Raw genomic sequence first — 19,536 nt, 5'->3', positions numbered from 1 at the left:
CCTGATTTCAGCCCACGCAGCTGTGCCCTGACCCGGGTGATGTGCAGCGTTGTCGCCTCTGCGCCCGCGTTGCACGGATCGCCTGTGCTGCCCTTGACGATGAAGGCGGCCCTGTATGGGAAGCAGGGTCAAGCGGTTGTAGCCACCTCGACCACGCGGCGGCCGTGGCCGACGAATGGCCTGACGATCAAGGCGTCACGTCCTGCTCGAAGACCAGCCGCCCTCGCGTGCGAGCAGACGGAAGCCGAAGCCGTCGCAGGAGAACTGGACCGGATCGACGCGGTGCCCGGTGTGACCAAGCAATGATGATCCGGCCGACAACCGCAGCGCGGCTGCCGACGAGGCGCCGGTCCGCTGGGCCTGCAGGAACGGCATGACGCAGGACGTTCCCTGCGATCAGAGCTAGCGCCGGACACGCTGATCGAACACCCGCGCCGATCATTGCAACCCAACGTGCGGGAAGCATCATCTGCGGTCGGGACAGCGGCGGATCGCACGACAGAGCCGCGTGCTTGGCGTGCGGCGCAGGGAGCGGGAGTTCATGCCGATGCGACGGACCGGGCACGTGCACTCCGGTATGCCACCGACACCGGATCAGGTCAGCCGGGCATCGGCAATCAGGATGGCTCCTGGCGCAACTGCAATCGCCTTGCCCGCCCCGGCCTTTTCCTCGGGGGGTCCTACAGCGGCGCCCGGTCGATGGCCGACAGTGCTTCGTTGACCTCGAAGATCATGCCCCGCACTTCGGGAATACCGAACGTTGCCAGCCGCGCGGCGTGCATGTCGAGATAGGCCTGCGCCTCTTCCCTGCTCTGGAAGAGATAGACGCCACCGGCACGTCCGCTCGCCGCGTCCTCGGTCCATATCTTCCAGATCAGCCCCTTCTCCGTGGCGATCGAGGCGGCCAGGTCCTGCATTGCCGTCGCCATCTCGATGCCCCACGGACCTGCGTAGGGGAAATCAACCTGGAGCAGATATTTCATGCGCGATTCCTTCTGGCGTCACGTGATCGGAAAGCCACTGGGTTGTCCAGTGGCTAATACAGCCATGCTGCTTTTATCGATAGCTGAGCGTGAAAGTGGCACGCGCATTGGCTGTACCCGAAGTTACCAGGTGCTCGGTCTGCACGTAGCGTGACGTAAATGGAATGCTGTAAGTACCGTTCGGGGCACGTCCACCAGCCCATTGATTTTCGACCTCCGCCTCAGCCGAGTCCGGTCCGAAGTGGATCAACTTGCCTTCACGCAGCACCTGGATCGCGATGCCTTTGGCGGAGGAATCGGCACTCAACGGCAGCATGTCAGACCTGTTCATTGGATTGGCCGCATCCGTCAGCACGCCGAAGACGGCTACGGACGAGCCTGCCAACCCGCCGCCGCAACTCAGCTTGATTGCCCATGGCACCTCGCGGGAAGTACTGCCAACACCCGTGAATGGCAGATGCTGTTCCGGCATCATGGAAACCGGGATGACGGAGTTGGTAACAGAGCACGTCGGCTTCTGCGGGACGATCTCCACGGCACCTGCAAGCTCATAGGACGTGTACAGGTAGTCGCCGGACGTCGGCCCCGTGCGGACCTCCGCGACCCTCTTCGCCCCCAAAACGCCCTTTCCGGAAATAGCTCCGATCTTGACGATTAACAGTTGAGCGGTGCCGTCAATCCCCGGTTGGAATGGCGCGACTTGGCTCGCCACGGTCCGTGGAAGGTATGCCCCGCCCGGAGTCATCAGCCTCAATCCGATGCCATCTATCCCGCTGGCGTAGGTAATTCCGTCGGTCTGCAGGGCTCCGGTGACCATTGCATACCGGAGGCTGATGGGAGAAACGTTGGTGCTGCCGTTCTTGCAGGTAACTGTCGGAAATCCGGAAGGCCTGTTATTGAAGGTCAGGATCTTCAGGACCGTGCCATCGTCAACATCCGGGTCGATTGCAATGCTGCTCGGCGTACTGATCGGCACGCGGTAAATGCCCGACGGCGCCGAAGTACACGTAACCGCAGCCATGGCACCTGCATTCGCGCCGACTAACGCGGCCACGAAGACGAGGTTCTTGAGGATCTTGCGGAAATTTTTCATTAATGCCTCTCGGATTTGTAAACAATCAACTTCGCAAACGCATCCCTGCTATCGAAGAGCAGACTGCGAGACGAATCCGACGGAAAGTCCAGCATCGTCCTGAGCACTTACTGCACCCTTCAAACAAGCCTGATGGGTTCGGTGAGGCCAAGCAGCGCTCAAAGCACTTCCTCAAGGCGGATCGAAAAGCACATACCAATCCCTGGAGTGTCTGCTTCAGCGGACACTTCTCAGCCCACTGCAATGCGATGGCGCAATTGTTTCAGGCCTGATCACAGACAACGATCAGGCGGGCCCCAGGAGGGGGGGCGCAAGCATAGGACTCGGCCTATATCAGTACGTAGCTGATGCGATTGAACGCATCACAGCCGTCTGCTGGCTCGGAGCCAATCGTCTATTCCCCTCGCAGGCAACGAGGAGGCAGGACTGGTTGGCCAGAGGTTCCTGATGTGCCGCTACTGACAGAAGCGGCTGATAGCCGGGACAAACACACCAGCCACCCGGTTGCGTTGTTGATGCCCTTGCCGCCCGCCGGAAGCTGCATCGCCCGTTCACCATGAGGACCATCATGGAAGCGTGAGCAGAGCTGCGAGCTCCCGAGAACGGCGCAGTGCACAGAGCGATCATCGATGTTCCAGCAACGGGGCATTCGCAGCGGATTGCTCCGACCACGGTCTACTCCGCCGTGAAGCCCAGGCGGCAGGCCGACACCGCCGGCTTACTTGCTGCTGACGTACTTCTCACGCCGGATCTGCGCTGGCGGCAGGCCGGCTGCCTTCAACAGCTCGGCGCAGGCATCGACCATGTCCGGGTTGCCGCACAGGTAGGCGATGTCGCGTGCCGGGTCCGGGTCGATTTCGGCCAGTTGCTGCTGTACGTAGCCCTGGCGTACATCCGGATGCGGGTCGGCCGGCAGTTCACGCGACAGGCACGGCATGTAGCGGAAACCCGGCGTGCTTTCGGCGAACGCGCGGAAATCCTCGCTGTACAGCAGTTCCTCAGGCGTGCGCGCGCCCTGCAGCAGCACCACCTCCACGCCGCGCTGCTCGATGGCCTGGCGCAGCTGCGGCAGCATCGAGCGGTACGGAGTGACGCCGGTGCCGGTGGCGATCAGCAGGTAACGGGCATTGTGGTCGCCCGGGTTCAGGCAGAAACGCCCGAACGGGCCGCTGCCACTGATGTGGCCACCCAGCTCCAGGCCTTCAAACAGCGCGGTAGCCGCACCGCCGGGCACGAAACTGACCGCGATATCCACCGCATCGCCCGGCCCCAGCGCGTGGTCATGAATGGTTGCCAGCGAGTAGCTGCGCTTGGTGGCGGTGCCATCGGCGTAGCTGAAATGCACCTGGATGAACTGCCCGGGCAGGAAATCCAGCGGCTGGCCGTCATCACGGACGAACTGATAGTGACCGACGGTGGGCGCCAGCATGCGCCGGCCGACCAGCTTGAGGGGGAATTGGACAGGCACGAGAAACAGTGTGTAACCGGGCAGGTGCCGCGGGGGCTCACATGATACCGGCACCGCCCGGCCATGGCAGGCCGGTTCCGGGCAAAATTGTGCCGCCACAAGAAACAGTGTGTAACCGGGCCGGGACCCTCCGGGCACCTATAATGGCCGACCTGCACTCATCCAGCGCCGCATACCCGGCGCGAAGGCCCGAGCTTGGATTCCCGTACTTCCCCAGTGGCGCCGGCGTTGCGCGTCCACGATCTGCGCAAAACCTACGACAACGGCGTGCAGGCGCTCAAGGGCGTCAGCCTGGAAGTCGCCCCCGGCGACTTCTTTGCCCTGCTCGGCCCCAATGGCGCCGGCAAGTCCACCTTGATCGGCATCGTCTCCTCGCTGGTCAACCTCAGTGAAGGCCAGGTGGAGGTGTTCGGCACCGATCTGGTGGCCGAGCGCAGCGCCACGATGCGGCTGATCGGGCTGGTGCCGCAGGAGATCAACTTCAACCTGTTCGAGAAGCCCTTCGACATCCTGGTCAACTATGCCGGCTTCTACGGCATCGAGCGTGCCCAGGCCGAGGCGCGTGCCGAGGAAGAACTCAAGCGTGCGCATCTGTGGAACAAGGCGCAGATGATGAGCCGCACGCTGTCGGGCGGCATGAAGCGCCGGTTGATGATCGCCCGCGCGATGATGACCCGGCCGCGCCTGCTGATCCTCGACGAACCCACCGCCGGCGTGGACATCGAAATCCGCCGCGACATGTGGAAGACGCTGCAGGAAATCAACGCCGCCGGCACCACCATCATCCTGACCACGCATTACCTGGAAGAAGCCGAGCAGCTGTGCCGCAACCTGGCCATCATCAACCATGGCCGCATCGTCGAGCAGGGCCCGATGCGCAGCCTGCTGGCCAAGCTGGACGTGGAAGGCTTCCTGTTCGACATCGACGGCCAGTTGCCCGCGCAGCTGCCGCACATCGAAGGCGCCACGCTGATCGCTACTGACAGCCACACGCTGGACATCGACATGCCGCGCGCGATGGACCTGAACCGCGTGTTCGAGGCGCTCAATGCCGCCGGCATCCGCGTGCGTTCGATGCGCACCAAGAGCAACCGCCTGGAAGAGCTGTTCGTGCGCCTGACCGGCAACCTGGAGACTCCCGCCGCATGAACACGCCTATCACCAAGCACGTCGACGGCGCCGACGTGCCGAGCAACGGCCAACGCAACTGGGTCGCGCTGGGCACCATCGTGCGCCGCGAGGTCAACCGCATCCTGCGCATCTGGGGCCAGACGCTGGTGCCGCCGGCCATCACCATGACCCTGTACTTCCTGATCTTCGGTGGCCTGATCGGCTCCAAGATCGGGCCGATGGGCGGCTACAGCTACATGCAGTTCATCGTGCCGGGCCTGGTGATGATGAGCGTGATCCAGAACAGCTACGGCAACATCAGCTCCTCGTTCTTCGGCGCCAAGTTCGGCCGTCACATCGAGGAACTGCTGGTCAGCCCGATGCCCAACTGGGTGATCCTGGGCGGCTATGTCGCCGGTGCGGTGCTGCGCGGCTTGATGGTCGGCGTGATCGTGCTGATCATCGCCATGTTCTTCACCCCGGTGCGCATCCCGCATCCGCTGGTGACGCTGAGCACGGTGCTGCTGGGCGCCACGATCTTCTCGCTGGCCGGCTTCATCAACGCCGTCTACGCCAAGAAGTTCGATGACGTGGCGATCGTGCCGACCTTCATCCTGACCCCGCTGACCTACCTGGGCGGCGTGTTCTATTCGGTCACGCTGCTGCCGGGCTGGGCACAGGCAATGACCCACGCCAACCCGATCTTCTACATGGTCAACGCCTTCCGCTATGGCCTGCTGGGCAGCAGCGACGTGCCATTGTGGATTTCCTATGCGCTGATGCTGGGCTTTGTCGCCGCACTCACCGCACTGGCGCTGTGGCTGCTCAAGCGTGGTGTTGGCCTGCGCAGCTGAACTGGCTGGGTTGTTCTGCACAAACGGCGCCGAAAGGCGCCGTTTGCTTTTGCGCTTCTGTTGTTGCGCTCTTGTAGGAGCGGCGTGAGCCGCGAAGCTGATAATGGTTCCACCCACCTTTTCATCTGCAATTGCAGTTGTTCTGGTAGCCGCAGCACCATCAGCTTCGCGGCTCACGCCGCTCCTACAGGGGCGCATCGTGCTGCCGCTTGCGCCTATCATGGCCGCACTCGTTTCCCGTTGATGGATGGACGTTCGATCTCATGCGTATCCTGATTCTCGGCGCCGGCGGTACCGGCGGTTACTTTGGTGGTCGCCTGGCGCAGGCCGGTGTCGATGTGACCTTCCTGGTGCGGCCCAACCGCGCCGCACAGCTGGATCGCGATGGATTGGTGATCCGCAGCCCGCTCGGCGATGCCGCATTCCCGGTAGCGCATGTCACCGCCGATGCATTGCCGCAACTTGCGCAGGCGCGGCCGTTCGACCTGGTGATCCTCAGCTGCAAGGCCTACGACCTGGACAGCTCCATCGAGGCGATTGCCCCGGCCGTGGGTGCCAACACCACCGTGCTGCCGATTCTCAATGGCCTACGCCACTACGCTGCACTGGACGCACGCTTCGGTCGCGACAACGTGCTGGGCGGGCTGTGCTTCATCAGCGCGACCAAGGCCGATGATGGCGCGGTGCTGCATCTGGACAAGCCGGCCAAACTCACCTTCGGCGAACGCGACGGCGGTGCGATCAGTGCGCGCGTTGCTTCCCTGGCGGCGGCGTGTGAAAGCGCCAGCCTGGATCACGTCGCTTCGACGGATATCGCCCAGGAGCAGTGGATCAAGTACACCTTCCTCACCGCGTTGGCCGCCGGCACCTGCCTGATGCGTGCCGACGTCGGCAACATCGTCGCCACCGACCACGGCACTGCCTTCATGCAGGCGTTGTACAACGAATGCCTGGCCGTTGCGGCGCAGGCCGGGCAGCCGATTCCCCAGAAAGCACAGGACATCGCGCTGACGGCGGTAACCAAGCCCGGCTCACCGATCAAGGCTTCGATGCTGCGTGATCTGGAAGCCGGCCAGCGCGTGGAAGCGGCGCACATCGTCGGCGACATGCTCGAACGTGCGCTCGCCGCCGGCCAGGCGGCACCGCTGCTGCAGACGGCGTACTGCCATCTGCAGGCCTACGAGGCGCAGCGCGCCGGTTGATTGGCTCCGCCTGCCGTCAGACCGGCGGCAGGCGGAAGAACGCGCGCGTGGCGGCAGTGGCGTTGGCGGCGGTCAATGCCACGTCTTCGCCACGATCGCGCGCCAGCTCTTCAACGATATGCGACAGGAACGCCGGCTCGTTGCGGCGGTCCTTCGGCATCGGACGCAGCGTGCGCGGCAGCAGGTACGGCGCATCGGTCTCGATCATCATGCGCTCGGCCGGGATGTGCTTGACCAGCTCACGCAGGTGCGCGCCGCGGCGCTCATCGCACAGCCAACCGGTGATGCCGATGTAGTAATCGCGGTCCAGATAGTCGAACAGCTCGCGCCGTTCGGCGGTGAAGCAATGCACCACTGCCGGACCGAGCTGGCCGTCGAAGTTCTTCATCATCGCGATGAAATCATCATGCGCATCGCGCTGATGCAGGAACAACGGCTTGCCATTCTCGCTGGCGATCTGCAACTGACGCTCGAAGGCCTTGCGCTGCGCCGGGCGCGGCGAGAAATCACGGTTGTAATCCAGCCCGCACTCGCCCACTGCCACCACTTCCGGGTGCGCATGCAGCGCGCGCATTTCGGCGTCGCATTCGTCGGTGTATTCGCTGGCATGGTGCGGATGCACGCCGGCCGTGGCGTACAGGAAACCGGGGTGACGTCGTGCCAGGTCCAGTGCCATCGGCGAGTGTTCGCGGCTGGCGCCGGTGATCACCATCTGCACCACGCCGGCAGCGCGGGCGCGCTCGAGCACCGCGTCCAGGTCGCGATCAAAGGATTCGTGGGTGAGGTTGGCGCCGATGTCGATCAGTTGCATTGATGCGGGGAACAGGGAAGCGGGAACGGGGAATTGTAGTCATTGTGCCGCCCGGTGGCTCCGAGCCACGCTCGCCGGGGCTTTCCCGGTAATGCTCCCGCGCACATGGCTGCGCTCTACAGGGCTTCTACAATGTGCGGCATGTCACCCGCATTCCCCATCTCCCCGCTGCTCCCCGAGCTCCTCCAACACCTGGCCGCGCATCCGCGCCTGGTGCTGGAAGCCCCGCCCGGCGCCGGCAAGACCACCCAGGTGCCGCTGGCGCTGCTGGATGCGCCGTGGCTGGCCGGGCGCAAGATCATCATGCTCGAACCGCGCCGCGTGGCCGCACGCAGCGCCGCGCTGTTCATGGCCCGGCAACTGGGCGAACCGGTTGGCGAGACAGTCGGCTACCGCATCCGTTTCGAGAACAAGGTGTCCGCACGCACCCGGATCGAGGTCGTTACCGAAGGCATCCTCACCCGCATGCTGCAGGACGACCCGCTGCTGGAAGGCGTCGGCGCGCTGCTGTTCGACGAATTCCACGAGCGCCACCTGTCCGCCGACCTGGGCCTTGCCTTGGCGCTGGATGTGCAAAGTCAGCTACGCGATGACCTGCGCATCGTGGTGATGTCGGCCACGCTCGACGGCGAACGCCTTGCCAACTTCCTCGATGCGCCGCGCCTGTCCAGCGAAGGCCGCAGCTACCCGGTGGAGGTCAGCCACTTCCCGGCCCGCCGTGACGAGTCGCTGGAAGCGCAGACCCGACGGGCAGTGGAACAGGCATTGGCCGAGCATCCGGGCGATGTACTGGTGTTCCTGCCGGGGCAGCGGGAGATCGCCAAGGTGCAGGCTGCCTTAAGCCCCTCTCCCTCCGGGGGAGAGGTTGGGGAGAGGGTAGGAGCCGCAGCCTCCCACAACTCTCAACAACACCAAGCTTCGCGCGCACCCTCATCCGGCGCTGCGCGCCACCTTCTCCCGCAGGGAGAAGGGTACGAAGTGCTCCCGCTCCACGGCGAACTCCCGATCGAGCAGCAATCGCGGGTGCTGCAACCCGACCCGGACGGCCGTCGCCGCGTGGTGCTGGCCACCAACGTGGCCGAATCCTCGGTGACCCTGCCCGGCGTGCGCGTGGTGATCGACGCCGGTTTGGCGCGAGAGCCGCGTTACGACCCCAACAGCGGTTTCTCTCGACTGGATGCAGTAGCCATTTCGCAGGCCTCGGCCGACCAGCGCGCCGGCCGCGCCGGGCGCGTCGCTGCGGGCTGGGCATGGCGCCTGTGGCCGCAGTCACAACGACTGGAACCACAGCGCCGTCCGGAAATGGCACAGGTGGAGCTTGCGTCGCTGGCGCTGGAACTGGCCGCCTGGGGCAGCGATGAACTGCGCTTCGTCGATCCACCACCAGCGGGCGCATTGGCCGCCGCACGCGAACTGCTGCAACGCCTGGGCGCATTGAGCAAGGACAACACCATCACCGCGCTGGGCAAGCGCATGCTCGGCCTGGGCACGCACCCGCGCATGGCCGCGATGCTCTTGTCCGCAGCGAACGCCCGCGAACAAGCCCTCGCCGCGGATCTGGCTGCACTGCTGGAAGCGCGCGATCCGCTGCGCCAGGGCGGCGACGCATTGGCTGCCCGCTGGCGCGCGCTCGCGGCCTTCCGCAGTGGACGCGCACCGCATGATGCCAACCGCAGCGCGCTGGCCGCCATCGATGCCGCAGCAAAGCAATGGCGCCGTCGGCTGCGCTGCGATTCCACGCCGCCGGCCGATATCGAAGCACATGAACTTGGCGACCTGCTGGCTCACGCCTTCCCCGACCGCATCGCCGTGCAGCATCCGAACGATCCGCAGCGCTACCAGCTGGCCAATGGCCGCAGCGCGCGTCAGTTCGACAACAGCGACCTGCGTGGCGAACCGTGGCTGGTCATCAGCGAGCTGCGCCACGATCCGCGCGATGCCTTGATCCTGCGTGCCGCACCGGTGGATGAGGCGCGCCTGCGCAGCGACTTTCCCGAGCGCTTCCGGCAGCAGGACGTGGTGCGTTGGAACAGCGCCAAGCGTGCGCTGGAAGCACGCCGCGAAAGCAGCTTCGAGCGCATCGTGCTCGACAGCCGCCCGGCCGGGCAGGTAAACCCCGCGCACGCCGCACGTGCACTGACCGACGCCGTGCGCGAACTGGGCCTGGACGCGCTGCCATGGACCGAGAACCTGCAGCAATGGCGCTGGCGGGTGATGGGCCTGCGCCACTGGATGCCGGAGCTGGAACTTCCCGATCCCTCCGACACGGCCCTGCTGACAGCGTTGGACGACTGGCTGCTGCCTGCCTTCAACGGCAAGACGCGTCTGGAGGCGTTGTCCGAAGATGAGCTCGGTGAAGCGCTGAAATCCGGCATCGACTGGAACACGCGGCAATTGATCGATCGGTACGCGCCGCTGCGCATCAACGTGCCTTCGGGCATGGACCGGCGCATTGAATACGCGCTGGACGATGAAGGCGTCCTTCCTAGGCCACCGGTGTTGGCGGTGAAACTGCAGGAATTGTTCGGCCTGGCCGACACGCCGCGCATCGCCGATGGCCGGGTGCCGTTGCTGCTGCATCTGCTTTCACCCGGCGGCAAGCCCCTGCAGGTCACCGGCGACCTGAAGAACTTCTGGCAGAACACCTACGCGGAAGTGAAAAAGGAAATGAAGGGCCGGTATCCGCGACATCCCTGGCCGGACGATCCTTGGAGCGCAACCGCCACCCACCGCGCAAAGCCGCGCGGGACGTGATGCGTGAGCGGGTGCGGGTGTCGCGGCTGCTACAGCACAAGCACCCCTCCCCAACCCTCCCCTTCGCTGCGCGAAAGGGAGGGGGCGGTTCCAGCGCGTGGTGAGAGAAGCTCCGGCGTGCGCAGATCGCAGTGCAGGCGCTGCGCTCCCTCCCTTTCGCGCAGCGAAGGGGAGGGTTGGGGAGGGGTGCCGTTGCATCACGCTCCGGCCCCTACCATCGCGCCTTCCGTTCACGCAGCCCCCTTCAAACCCACGCCCGCGTCCGGCTAACATCCTTTACACGCCCGTGCAGCCACACTGGGTGCCTGCCCGCGACAGAGGAGTCCCCACATGAGCAAGTTCAGCGATATCACCGGCCCGGCACTGGAACGTGCTCTGGAGCTGGTCAACCACGCAGGCGGAAGCATCAAGGGTGGCGGTGCCAATGCCGCCGAATGGCTCAAGGCCGGCGCCGCGATCGGTGCGATGAAGACCGGTGGCCGTGCCGTCACCCGTGTTGCCAAGCGCAACCCCACCGCCACCATCGCCGTGGCCGCCGTTGGCCTGGGCCTGCTCGGCTACGCGCTGTACCGCAAGAACAAGCGCGACAACGAAGCGGTGGAAGCCAAGTCACGCCAGATTGCCCAGCGCCGCCGTCACGCGGCCAGCGTCACCGATGAAACCAGCGATATCGGCAGCGACGCTTAAAGCCAGGCATTGGTGGACAGAAACCGGTAACCCGTAAAAGCCAAAGCTTCTGCTGTTGCTGGTTTCTGGCCCCCATCGCCGGAAGCTCCTGCGTTTCTCAGACTTCCCGCCACTGCCCCGGCTGCAGATCCTGCAACGCATGCGGTCCCATCGAAGCGCGTACCAGCCGTAGTGTCGGCAGGCCGACCGCAGCGGTCATCCGCCGTACCTGGCGGTTGCGGCCCTCGCGCAGGGTCACCGCCAGCCACGCATCAGGCACGGTTTTGCGGAAGCGTACCGGTGGATCGCGTTCCCACAACGCCGGCGCGGTTTCCAGCAGCTGCACCCCCGCCGGCAGCGTGGGACCGTCGTTGAGCACAACGCCATCGCGCAGCGCCTGCAGTTTCTCCTCCGTCGGCACGCCCTCCACCTGCACCCAGTAGGTCTTGGGCTGCTTGTGCTTCGGGTCGGTCAGGCGGTGGGCCAGGTTGCCGTCGTCGGTGAGCAGCAACAGTCCTTCACTGTCGTAGTCCAGGCGCCCTGCCGCATACACGTTGGCCGGCAGGCCGAAGCCGGCAAGGGTCGCGCGCGGCGGCTGGCTGCGGTCGGTGAACTGGCACAGCACGTTGAAGGGTTTGTTGAAGGCGATGAGCATCGGAGGCGGAGAATGGGAAACGGGAAATCGGGAATGGTTGCCGGGCGCGGACCTCAGATCCGCGCCTTCACCAGCCCTGCGCCCGGCCACAACCGGCCAGCGCGACAGACCTGCATTGTCCCATTCCCGGTTCCCTGTTCCCTATTCCCGGCCGTACTGCCTCACGGCTTGATGAAACGCAGCGTCATCCGGTCGCTTTCGCCGATGGCCTTGTACTTGGCGGCATCGGCTGCGTCGTGGCTGTTGGACGGCGGCAGCGTCCACACGCCCTTGGGATGATCCTTGGTGTCGCGCGGATTGGCGTTGACCTCGCTGCTGGCGTCAAGCCGGAAGCCGGCCGCCTCAGCCATCGCGATCACCTGCGCCTGGCCCACATAGCCGCTCTTGTCATCGGCCGGCACATCGGCCTTGGCGCGGTGCTCGACCACACCCAGCGTGCCGCCGGGCTTGAGTACGTCGAAGAACGCGCGGAACAGGCCCTCGGCCTGGTTGTTGGAACGCCAGTTGTGCACGTTGCGGAAGGTCAGCACCAGGTCAGCCGACCCGGGCGCGCCCAGCACCGGCGCGGCCGGGTCGTAGGCCACTTCGGTGGCGCGGTCGAACTGCGCCGGCGACTCGGCGAACTTCTTGGCCAGCCCGTCGCGCGAGCGCTGCTGGTAATCGCGCCCACCGCCGGCCGGCAGCGCCTGCGGATCGACCACGGCGGCAATGTACTTGCCGCCGTCGCGCAGGTACGGCGCCAGGATTTCCGCATACCAACCGCCGCCCGGGGTGATCTCGACCACGGTCTGGTCCGGCTTCAGGCCGAAGAAAGCCAGCGTCTGCGCCGGGTGCCGGTACTCATCGCGCAGCACATTGGCCGGCGTGCGCCAGCTGCCGTCCACCGCCGCCTGCAGCGAGGCGGGCACCTGGATCTGGGCAGCGGCCACGGTGTTCTGTTTCGCATCGGCGGGCAGGCTGGAGATCAGCACGCTCATTCCCAGCAGGCAGGCACACAGCAACGGGACGGGCTTGTTCATGGGCTACTCCGGCAGTGGATGTGGCGCGAGCCTAGCACGCGCCAAGCGACGGGCGAGCGGGGGTAAATGTTCACACGGCGTTAGCGCGGCCTCGTGCGGCGGAACGCTGTTTTCACTCGCACGTCCTCGATCCGGAACAATCTGCGTCTATGCTGCGAGGCTTGGGAAAAAATCAGGGAGATGCTTATGACCACGCGCCGCGAACTTGGTCGCTCCGGCCTGCAGGCCAGCCCCATCGCCTTCGGTGGCAACGTCTTTGGCTGGAGTGCGGACGAGAAAACGGCCTTTACCCTGCTCGACGCCTTCGTCGATGCCGGCTTCAACCTGATCGACACCGCTGATGTGTATCCGGCCTGGGTGCAGGGCAATCGCGGCGGCGAATCGGAGACCATCATCGGCCGCTGGCTCGCGCACGGCGGCAAACGTGACAAGGTGCTCATCGCCACCAAGGTGGCCAAATGGGCCGAACGTCCGGGGCTTTCCGCCGACAACATCAATGCCGCGGTCGAGGATTCACTGCGACGCCTGCAGACCGATGTGATCGATCTCTACCAGGCCCATGAAGACGATGAATCGGTACCGCTGGAAGAAACCCTTGGCGCCTTCGCGCGCCTGATCCAGGCCGGCAAGGTACGTGCGATTGGCGCATCCAACTACAGCGCCGAGCGCCTGCGTGATGCATTGAAGGTCTCTGCTGATTACCACCTGCCGCGCTACGAAACCCTGCAGCCCGAATACAACCTCTACGACCGCACCGGCTACGAGGCCGAGCTGGAACCCCTGGCGCGCGAGCATGGGCTGGGCGTGATCAGCTACTACTCGTTGGCCAGTGGCTTCCTCACCGGCAAGTACCGCCATGCCGATGACGCCACCAAGAGCAGCGCGCGCGGCGCCAAGGTGGTGGACCGCTACGTCAACCCGCGCGGCCTGCGCATCCTGACCGCATTGGACGACCTGGCCGCCAAGCACCTGGCCACGCCGGCACAGGTCGCGTTGGCCTGGCTGATGGCCCGCCCCGGCATCAGTGCACCCATCGTCAGTGCGACCAGCGTGGCGCAATTGCACGACGTGCTGGCCGCCGCCCGCCTGCAACTGACGCCGCAGGAAATCGTGCAGTTGGACCAGGCCAGCGCCGAACAAAACTGAATGCGCTACGGATTGGACGCCAAGGACGGCGCGCCGTAGCATCGGCCGGACAGGGGGTAGCCGACCGCGAGTGGAGTCCTGCCCATGAAAACCACATCCGCAGCCCAACGCAGCTTCAACCGTGACGCCGAACTTGCCTACTGGCGCGGCGTACATGCCATCGGCCGGCTTGGTCAGCATGACTTCGACCATTACCAGCGCCTGCTGGAAATGAGTTACGACGTTTACCAGGCCCATCCACGCGCCAACGAAGCGCAGCTCTACCGCGTGCTGCAGGACAGCTACCACCGTCACCAACCCTCATTGGCAGTGCCCTGGGATGAAGCGCGCTGGCTGGTACGGCGCGCGTGGCACCACGCGGAATCAGGTCGGGGACTGCATTGAGGAGTTGAGACTCGGCGCCGATGACAAGGCTGTAATGCCAAGGCCTTGGCTCTTGGCTTTGGCTCCCGCTCTTGGCATGTGCTCTTCCCTTCTCCCGCATGCGGGAGAAGGTGCCCCGAAGGGGCGGATGAGGGGCCTCTGCGCTTTTTGATCGGCTTCGGAAAGACTGACATTGGGCCATCAGCGCGGCTGCGGCTCCCTCTCACCAACCCCTCTCCCGCAAGGGGAGAGGGGCTTAAGCAAAAGCAACGCAGCAGCGCAGCGCTCACCTTGCGAATGGTGCGTTCACCATCGCCTGCGCCAGGTAATCCAGGAACGAGGTGATCCGCGCCGATACCGCGGTGTTGCGGTAGTACACGGCGTGAATCGGCTGGCGCACTTCCACGGTCTGTTTCGGCAGCACTTCCACCAGGGTGCCGGCCTCGCGGTCACGCTCGGTCATGAAGTCGGACAGACAGACAATCCCGACGCCTTCCAACGCCAACCGGCGCAGGGTTTCGCCACTGGATACCGCCAACGCCGGACGTACGTGCAGCAACGTGCCGTCCTCATCACGCAGCGGCCAATGGTTAAGCGAGTCGGGTTCGTTGAAGCCCAGCAAGGCATGCTCGTGCAACCTCGCCAGATTCTTCGGCACGCCGTGCTGCTGCAGATAGACCGGGCTGGCCAACACCCGCAGCCGGCTGTGCGCCAATGGCCTTGCGTGCAGCGTGGAATCGGCCAAGGGGCCGATGCGGATGGCGACATCGGTACGGCGTTCAAGCAGGTCGATGTAACGCTCGCTGCTGTTGAGCTCCAGCGCGACTTCCGGGTAACGGGCGCGGTAACCGGCGACCAACGGTGCGATGACATGCAGCACGAACGGCATGGCCGCATCCACCCGCAAACGGCCAGAAGGACGCTCGCGACGCGCGGCAATCTGCTCTTCAGCCGCCTCCACCGACGCGACAATCGCGCGTGACTGTTCCAGGAAGGCTTCGCCTTCCTCGGTCAGGCGCAGGCGCCGGGTGGTGCGGGTCAGCAACGTGGTGCCCAGCTTCTCTTCCAGCCGCGCCAGCGCCCGACTGACCCCGGAGGTGGTCTGGTCCAGCTGCTCGGCCGCGGCGGTGATCGAGCCGGCGTCGATCACCGCAATGAAGGCCTGCATCTCATCGAGGGTGGTTTTCATCGGCGTGCATTCGAGGGGGACGGCCAATTATTGACTGAAACTCAACAGTCATTGGCGTGAAGACCGCTTTTTCAGCAAGAGTCGGGCGCCCAGACTTCGCAGCCTGTCCCTTCCCGGAAACGCCCCATGTCCCGTGGCATCCCCCTTGCCCTGCTGGCGCTGACGCTAGGCGCGTTCGCCATCGGCACCACCGAATTCGTCATCGTCGGACTGATTCCGACCATCGCCGCCGACCTGCACGTCAGCCTGCCTTCGGCCGGCCTGCTGGTGTCGCTCTATGCGCTGGGCGTGGCAGTCGGCGCGCCGGTGCTCACCGCGCTTACCGGCCGGGTGCCGCGCAAGGCGCTGCTGGTCGCGCTGATGGTGCTGTTCACCGTTGGCAACCTGATCGCATGGATGTCGCCGGGCTACGGCTCGCTGATCGTGGCGCGGGTGCTGACCGGCCTGGCGCATGGTGTGTTCTTCTCGATCGGCTCGATCATCGCCACCTCGGTGGTGCCGAAGGAAAAAGCCGCCAGCGCGATTGCCATCATGTTCACCGGCCTGACCGTCGCACTGGTCACCGGCGTGCCGTTGGGCACCTTCATCGGCCAGCACCTGGGCTGGCGCGCGACCTTCCTGGCCGTGGCCGCGCTGGGTGTGATCGCGCTGGTCGGCAGCCTGTTGTTCGTACCGCGCAACCTGCCGCGCAGCGCACCGGCCACGTTCGGCCAGCAGTTCGCGGTACTGGCACAACCACGCCTGCTGCTGGTGTACGCGATCACCGCGCTGGGCTACGGCGGCACCTTTCTGTCCTTCACCTACCTGGCTTCGATCCTTCAGGACGTGACCGGTTTTTCCGCCAATGCGGTGAGCCTGGTGCTGCTGGTGTATGGCGTGTCGGTGGCGATCGGCAACCTGTGGGGCGGCCGCCTTGCCGACCGCATGGGCCCGATTCCCGCACTCAAGCGCATCTTCGCGCTGCTGGCGCTGGTGCTGTTCGTGCTCACCTTCACCGCCTACAACACCTGGCTGGTGCTGCTGACGGTGCTGGCGCTGGGCGCGGTGGCCTTCGGCAATGTGCCGGGCCTGCAGGTGTACGTGGTCAAGCAGGCGCAGCGTTTCGTTCCGCAGGCCGCCGATGTTGCCTCGGGACTGAACATCGCCGCATTCAATGTCGGCATCGCATTGGGTGCATCGCTCGGTGGCCTGGTCGTTGACCACGTCGGCCTGATGCACACGCCATGGCTGGGCGCGCTGGTCGTGGTGGGCGCCTATGGACTGACCGTGCTCAGCGGCCGTCTGGATCGCCGCGATGGCATCGACGACCGCGCCGAAGGCATCGCCGTCGCCGCGCACTGACATCCCTCGTTACTTTCCGTTCGCGATGCGCGGCGCGGCCTGTATCGCGACATCATTGTGGAGACTCCCCATGACTGTTCCTTCCATCGGCCTTGGCACCTACCGCCTGAAAGGCCAGGTACTCACCGATTCCGTGCACAACGCACTGGACCTTGGCTATCGCGTCTTCGACACCGCGCAGATCTACGACAACGAAGCCGACCTCGGCGCCGCGCTGGACAGCGGCAACGTACCGCGCGAAGAGCTGTTCCTGACCACCAAGGTCTGGATCAGCAACTTCCACCACGACGACCTGCTGGCCAGCCTGCGCGAAAGCCTGCGCAAGCTGCGTACCGATCATGTCGATCTGGCGCTGATCCATTGGCCGTCGCCGAATGATGAAGTACCGATGCGCGAGTACCTCGGCGCATTGGCGGAGGCGAAAGCACAGGGCCTGACCCGCGCTATCGGCATTTCCAACTTCACCATCGACCTGACCCGCCAGGCCATCGACATCCTCGGTGCCGATGCCATCGCCACCAACCAGATCGAAGTGCACCCGTATCTGCAGAACCGCGCGTTGATCGCATACCTGCGCGAACAGGGCATCCATGTCACCGCGTTCATGAGCCTGGCGTATGGCGCAGTGCTGAAAGACCCGGTGATCCAGGCCATCGCGGAGAAGCATCAGGCAACGACCGCGCAGGTGGCGTTGGCGTGGGCATTGCAGCAGGGCTACGCGGTGATTCCGTCCTCGACGCGGCGCGAGAATCTGGCGGGCAATCTGAAGGCGGCGGCATTGCGCCTGGACGATGAGGACATGGCGAAGATCGCCACACTGGATCGTGGCGAGCGCGTGGCCAATCCGGAAATCGCTCCGGCTTGGGATTGAAACCACCGGGTAGTGCCGAGCAGCGCTCGGCAGGGAACGCTCGCACCGCCCTAGCGGATACGCGGCGCCAGTCCTTCGGCCAGCGCGTCCAGCAACAGGCTGACGGTGGGAAGGTCCTGCCGGCTTTTCATCCATGCCAAGGTAAGCGGCAAACCTTCGCTGGCCAGATCCGGCAGCACTTCCATCAGCGCACCGTCTTCAAGGTGGCTGCGCACCAGCCAGGTGGGAAGCTGCACGATGCCGCATCCCACCAGCGCCGCCGTGACCTGTCCTTCGCCATCGCCCACCACCAGTGGCGAAGGAATCACGCGGTGATCCACCTCCCCGGGCGTCGCGGCGGCAAAGCGCCACGGACTGATGGAACCGTCGGCACGGCCATAGGCGATGCAACGGTGTGCTTCCAGATCCTGCAGCGTTGCCGGCACGCCATGCGCCGCCAGATAGGCCGGTGCCGCGCAGAACACGTGCCGCTCATGGCCCAGCAAACGGTGTTCCAGCTGCGTTGACCAGGAGTCTGGTCCACCGATCCGCACGAGGATGTCCACGCCGTCTTCGACCGGATCAATGAAGCGGTCGGAGAACGAAACCTGCGGCCGCGCCAATGGATACGCCTGGGCAAAGCCCAGGATGATCGGCAGCGCCTGCAGCCGCCCGAACGCGGCCGGCAGATCGATGCGCACGCGACCGCTGGGCTCGGCGTCCTCCGCACGCAATGACACCTCGGCTTCTTCCAGGTCCGCCAGCACGGCGATGCAGGTCCTGTGGAAGGCGATGCCCGCTTCGGTCAGTGACATGCGCCGCGTCGTGCGATGGAACAGGCGGCGACCCAGTCGTTCTTCGAGCCGCGCAATGGACTTTCCGACTGCCGACGCTGTCAGGTGCAACCGCTCTGCGGCCGCGGTGAAGCTCCCGGCATCGGCGACGCAGACGAACACATCAAGGCCTTTCAATCGTTCAGAGGGATGCATCGGCAGGGCCGTCCTTATTCGGGAATCTGGTTCCGTAAAAACGATAGAAACCATCGCGGAACGGAATCCACGGCCACGATAGGCTGCCCGCACTTTCCGAGCAACCGTACCCAGGCAGCACATGACCCAGCAACGCCCCACCGTCCTCATCACCGGCGCAACCGGCCAGATCGGCGGTGAAACACTGAAACACCTTCTCCTCGATGACGCCGTGGCACCGGTCGCGGCGGTGCGCTCGACGGCCAAGGCCGCGCCCTTCCAGGCACGCGGCATCGGCACCGTCATTCTCGATTTCGACAAGGAGGAGACGTTGCTGCCAGCGTTGCAGGGCATCGATCGCGTGCTGCTGGTCACCGGTTACACCGTGGACATGCTGCGCCAGAGCAAGGTGTTCCTGGATGCGGCTAAACAGGCGGGCGTGCAGCATGTCGTGCATCTGGGCGCCTGCGGTGGCGATGACGCCAGCATCGGCCACTGGGCGTGGCACCAGTTGGTGGAGCGTTACATCGAGTGGCACGGGTTCTCCTTCACCCACCTGCGGCCCGAAGCGTTCATGCAGAACCTGCTGAGCTATGACGGCACCCGCGCGGTTGTTTCCGGGGTGATCCGGCAATACACCGGCGATGCACGCTTCAGCTGGGTTGATGGCGATGACGTGGCCGCCGTGGCCGCGCAGGCGCTGATGCACCCGCAGCGGCACGCCGGCCAGACCTACCGGCTGGGCTATGACGCGAAATCCTATGGCGAGGTTGCCGCATTGATGAGCGAGATGCTCGGCCAGGCGTTCCGCTATGACGCCCTGAGCCCGGACGTTTTCCTGGAGGACATGCGCGCAGCTGGCGCCGAGATGGCCTACATGGAATGCGTGCGTGACAACTTCCGGCGTGTTGCCGAGCGCCGGGTCCCCGGCATCGAGAATACGTACGACAACTTCGCGCAGATCACCGGCCGCGAGCCGGTGCGGTGGCCGGATTTCATCCGCAAGCACCGTGATGCGTTCGCTTATTGATGCGTAACTGCTGGAAATGGAGGGCGCACCAGCA

The 19,536-nt window shown here is 65.0% G+C and carries 19 protein-coding genes; 10 read left to right on the top strand and 9 right to left on the bottom strand.

Annotated features, from left to right (window positions below; all coding sequences use genetic code 11):
* Window positions 1-195: 195 nt before the first annotated feature.
* The 4 genes from LR961_RS01405 to LR961_RS01390 form a co-directional block, all read right to left on the bottom strand.
* On the bottom strand, window positions 196-375 hold the full coding sequence (locus LR961_RS01405; protein ID WP_232146641.1) for a hypothetical protein: 180 nt from the start codon (window positions 373-375) through the stop codon (window positions 196-198).
* A 305-nt stretch (window positions 376-680) separates the two neighbouring features.
* A complete protein-coding gene (locus LR961_RS01400; protein WP_232146640.1) occupies window positions 681-983 on the bottom strand; it encodes a monooxygenase in 303 nt (100 codons plus the stop codon).
* Between the two features lie 73 nt (window positions 984-1,056).
* Window positions 1,057-2,076 carry a fimbrial protein gene (locus tag LR961_RS01395; protein ID WP_232146639.1) on the bottom strand — a complete coding sequence of 340 codons (1,020 nt, stop codon included), beginning with the start codon at window positions 2,074-2,076 and terminating at the stop codon, window positions 1,057-1,059.
* A gap of 718 nt (window positions 2,077-2,794) precedes the next feature.
* Window positions 2,795-3,544, bottom strand: a complete 750-nt coding sequence (locus LR961_RS01390; protein WP_332311005.1) for a ferredoxin--NADP reductase — start codon at window positions 3,542-3,544, stop codon at window positions 2,795-2,797.
* A gap of 195 nt (window positions 3,545-3,739) precedes the next feature.
* Between LR961_RS01390 and LR961_RS01385 the strand changes: the two genes are divergently transcribed.
* The 3 genes from LR961_RS01385 (at window position 3,740) to panE (ending at window position 6,710) form a co-directional block, all read left to right on the top strand.
* A complete protein-coding gene (locus tag LR961_RS01385) occupies window positions 3,740-4,693 on the top strand; it encodes an ABC transporter ATP-binding protein (protein ID WP_232146638.1) in 954 nt (317 codons plus the stop codon).
* Window positions 4,690-5,508 carry an ABC transporter permease gene (locus LR961_RS01380; protein WP_232146637.1) on the top strand — a complete coding sequence of 273 codons (819 nt, stop codon included), beginning with the start codon at window positions 4,690-4,692 and terminating at the stop codon, window positions 5,506-5,508. The genes LR961_RS01385 and LR961_RS01380 overlap by 4 nt, the downstream gene beginning before the upstream one ends.
* A 263-nt stretch (window positions 5,509-5,771) precedes the next feature.
* Window positions 5,772-6,710, top strand: coding sequence for a 2-dehydropantoate 2-reductase (gene panE, locus LR961_RS01375; RefSeq protein ID WP_232146636.1), 939 nt, complete (start codon window positions 5,772-5,774; stop codon window positions 6,708-6,710).
* Between the two features lie 16 nt (window positions 6,711-6,726).
* Here the strand turns inward: panE and LR961_RS01370 are convergent, their stop codons facing one another.
* Window positions 6,727-7,521, bottom strand: a complete 795-nt coding sequence (locus LR961_RS01370) for a TatD family hydrolase (protein WP_232146635.1) — start codon at window positions 7,519-7,521, stop codon at window positions 6,727-6,729.
* Window positions 7,522-7,653: 132 nt separating this feature from the next.
* On the opposite strand from LR961_RS01370, the gene hrpB reads away from it, so the two are divergent.
* Both hrpB and LR961_RS01360 read left to right on the top strand, forming a co-directional pair.
* The gene (gene hrpB / locus LR961_RS01365; RefSeq protein WP_232146634.1) at window positions 7,654-10,275 is read left to right on the top strand and encodes an ATP-dependent helicase HrpB; all 2,622 of its coding nucleotides are present in this window, start codon (window positions 7,654-7,656) and stop codon (window positions 10,273-10,275) included.
* Window positions 10,276-10,605: 330 nt separating this feature from the next.
* Window positions 10,606-10,962, top strand: a complete 357-nt coding sequence (locus LR961_RS01360; RefSeq protein WP_232146633.1) for a hypothetical protein — start codon at window positions 10,606-10,608, stop codon at window positions 10,960-10,962.
* Window positions 10,963-11,059: 97 nt separating this feature from the next.
* On the opposite strand, the gene LR961_RS01355 is transcribed toward LR961_RS01360, so the two are convergent.
* Window positions 11,060-11,596: a pseudouridine synthase gene (locus tag LR961_RS01355; protein ID WP_232146632.1), complete on the bottom strand. Its 537-nt coding sequence runs from the start codon at window positions 11,594-11,596 to the stop codon at window positions 11,060-11,062.
* Window positions 11,597-11,757: 161 nt separating this feature from the next.
* Window positions 11,758-12,615, bottom strand: a complete 858-nt coding sequence (locus LR961_RS01350; RefSeq protein WP_232146631.1) for a methyltransferase — start codon at window positions 12,613-12,615, stop codon at window positions 11,758-11,760.
* A gap of 186 nt (window positions 12,616-12,801) precedes the next feature.
* Here LR961_RS01350 and LR961_RS01345 point away from each other — a divergent pair, with 186 nt between their 5' ends.
* On the top strand, window positions 12,802-13,761 hold the full coding sequence (locus tag LR961_RS01345; RefSeq protein WP_232146630.1) for an aldo/keto reductase: 960 nt from the start codon (window positions 12,802-12,804) through the stop codon (window positions 13,759-13,761).
* 84 nt (window positions 13,762-13,845) lie between these two features.
* The gene (locus LR961_RS01340) at window positions 13,846-14,145 is read left to right on the top strand and encodes a hypothetical protein (protein ID WP_232146629.1); all 300 of its coding nucleotides are present in this window, start codon (window positions 13,846-13,848) and stop codon (window positions 14,143-14,145) included.
* A gap of 265 nt (window positions 14,146-14,410) precedes the next feature.
* On the opposite strand, the gene LR961_RS01335 is transcribed toward LR961_RS01340, so the two are convergent.
* Window positions 14,411-15,313 (bottom strand): LysR substrate-binding domain-containing protein, encoded by a 903-nt coding sequence (locus LR961_RS01335; protein WP_232146628.1) that lies wholly within the window; start codon window positions 15,311-15,313, stop codon window positions 14,411-14,413.
* 126 nt (window positions 15,314-15,439) lie between these two features.
* Between LR961_RS01335 and LR961_RS01330 the strand changes: the two genes are divergently transcribed.
* The gene (locus tag LR961_RS01330; RefSeq protein ID WP_057634344.1) at window positions 15,440-16,654 is read left to right on the top strand and encodes an MFS transporter; all 1,215 of its coding nucleotides are present in this window, start codon (window positions 15,440-15,442) and stop codon (window positions 16,652-16,654) included.
* A 70-nt stretch (window positions 16,655-16,724) separates the two neighbouring features.
* Window positions 16,725-17,525 carry a 2,5-didehydrogluconate reductase DkgB gene (dkgB, locus tag LR961_RS01325; protein WP_232146627.1) on the top strand — a complete coding sequence of 267 codons (801 nt, stop codon included), beginning with the start codon at window positions 16,725-16,727 and terminating at the stop codon, window positions 17,523-17,525.
* 50 nt (window positions 17,526-17,575) lie between these two features.
* On the opposite strand, the gene LR961_RS01320 is transcribed toward dkgB, so the two are convergent.
* Entirely contained in the window at window positions 17,576-18,493 is a 918-nt protein-coding gene (locus LR961_RS01320; RefSeq protein ID WP_232146626.1) for a LysR family transcriptional regulator, read from the bottom strand.
* A 121-nt stretch (window positions 18,494-18,614) separates the two neighbouring features.
* Between LR961_RS01320 and LR961_RS01315 the strand changes: the two genes are divergently transcribed.
* Window positions 18,615-19,502, top strand: a complete 888-nt coding sequence (locus LR961_RS01315; RefSeq protein WP_232146625.1) for an SDR family oxidoreductase — start codon at window positions 18,615-18,617, stop codon at window positions 19,500-19,502.
* Window positions 19,503-19,536: the final 34 nt, after the last annotated feature.

It is taken from the genome of Stenotrophomonas sp. SY1, assembly GCF_021202945.1.
Classification (GTDB): Bacteria; Pseudomonadota; Gammaproteobacteria; order Xanthomonadales; family Xanthomonadaceae; genus Stenotrophomonas.
This window is presented reverse-complemented; position numbering and strand designations above follow the sequence as displayed.

Bases quoted from the DNA above. Each gene is read 5' to 3' on its own strand.
- LR961_RS01405 (WP_232146641.1), bottom strand. From the start codon at position 375: ATGCCGTTCCTGCAGGCCCAGCGGACCGGCGCCTCGTCGGCAGCCGCG.
- LR961_RS01400 (WP_232146640.1), bottom strand. From the start codon at position 983: ATGAAATATCTGCTCCAGGTTGATTTCCCCTACGCAGGTCCGTGGGGC.
- LR961_RS01395 (WP_232146639.1), bottom strand. From the start codon at position 2,076: ATGAAAAATTTCCGCAAGATCCTCAAGAACCTCGTCTTCGTGGCCGCG.
- LR961_RS01380 (WP_232146637.1), top strand. From the start codon at position 4,690: ATGAACACGCCTATCACCAAGCACGTCGACGGCGCCGACGTGCCGAGC.
- panE (WP_232146636.1), top strand. From the start codon at position 5,772: ATGCGTATCCTGATTCTCGGCGCCGGCGGTACCGGCGGTTACTTTGGT.
- LR961_RS01370 (WP_232146635.1), bottom strand. From the start codon at position 7,521: ATGCAACTGATCGACATCGGCGCCAACCTCACCCACGAATCCTTTGAT.
- hrpB (WP_232146634.1), top strand. From the start codon at position 7,654: ATGTGCGGCATGTCACCCGCATTCCCCATCTCCCCGCTGCTCCCCGAG.
- LR961_RS01360 (WP_232146633.1), top strand. From the start codon at position 10,606: ATGAGCAAGTTCAGCGATATCACCGGCCCGGCACTGGAACGTGCTCTG.
- LR961_RS01355 (WP_232146632.1), bottom strand. From the start codon at position 11,596: ATGCTCATCGCCTTCAACAAACCCTTCAACGTGCTGTGCCAGTTCACC.
- LR961_RS01350 (WP_232146631.1), bottom strand. From the start codon at position 12,615: ATGAACAAGCCCGTCCCGTTGCTGTGTGCCTGCCTGCTGGGAATGAGC.
- LR961_RS01345 (WP_232146630.1), top strand. From the start codon at position 12,802: ATGACCACGCGCCGCGAACTTGGTCGCTCCGGCCTGCAGGCCAGCCCC.
- LR961_RS01340 (WP_232146629.1), top strand. From the start codon at position 13,846: ATGAAAACCACATCCGCAGCCCAACGCAGCTTCAACCGTGACGCCGAA.
- LR961_RS01335 (WP_232146628.1), bottom strand. From the start codon at position 15,313: ATGAAAACCACCCTCGATGAGATGCAGGCCTTCATTGCGGTGATCGAC.
- LR961_RS01330 (WP_057634344.1), top strand. From the start codon at position 15,440: ATGTCCCGTGGCATCCCCCTTGCCCTGCTGGCGCTGACGCTAGGCGCG.
- dkgB (WP_232146627.1), top strand. From the start codon at position 16,725: ATGACTGTTCCTTCCATCGGCCTTGGCACCTACCGCCTGAAAGGCCAG.
- LR961_RS01320 (WP_232146626.1), bottom strand. From the start codon at position 18,493: ATGCATCCCTCTGAACGATTGAAAGGCCTTGATGTGTTCGTCTGCGTC.
- LR961_RS01315 (WP_232146625.1), top strand. From the start codon at position 18,615: ATGACCCAGCAACGCCCCACCGTCCTCATCACCGGCGCAACCGGCCAG.